Origin of the sequence: Corynebacterium sp. HMSC04H06 (assembly GCF_001815935.1) — a bacterium.
Lineage (GTDB): Bacteria > Actinomycetota > Actinomycetes > Mycobacteriales > Mycobacteriaceae > Corynebacterium.
Window position 1 is genome coordinate 48,790 of the sequence record NZ_KV823425.1, and the last position, 334, is coordinate 49,123.

The 334-nt window shown below is 64.4% G+C and carries 1 CRISPR repeat array.

The window, feature by feature from the left end:
• A CRISPR array of direct repeats spans positions 1-333; the repeat unit is 28 nt; unit sequence GTGTTCCCCGCGCAAGCGGGGATGAGCC.
• Position 334 lies beyond the last annotated feature (1 nt).

The following is a 334-nucleotide window of genomic DNA, read 5'->3' on the forward strand; positions in this document are numbered from 1 at the left end:
GTGTTCCCCGCGCAAGCGGGGATGAGCCGCATTGATTGACCTAATCATAATGATTAATCCAGTGTTCCCCGCGCAAGCGGGGATGAGCCTCCAAATCCCAGCGATACCTCGAACTCGGAGAAGTGTTCCCCGCGCAAGCGGGGATGAGCCGCGGTAGCCCTTGGCCTTGAGCAGGGCAACCATGTGTTCCCCGCGCAAGCGGGGATGAGCCGGCCCACTCATGGCACTCACCGACGCTGAGCAGGTGTTCCCCGCGCAAGCGGGGATGAGCCCACCGGGATGCGCCGGGGCGCAAGGCATGTGTCGTGTTCCCCGCGCAAGCGGGGATGAGCCG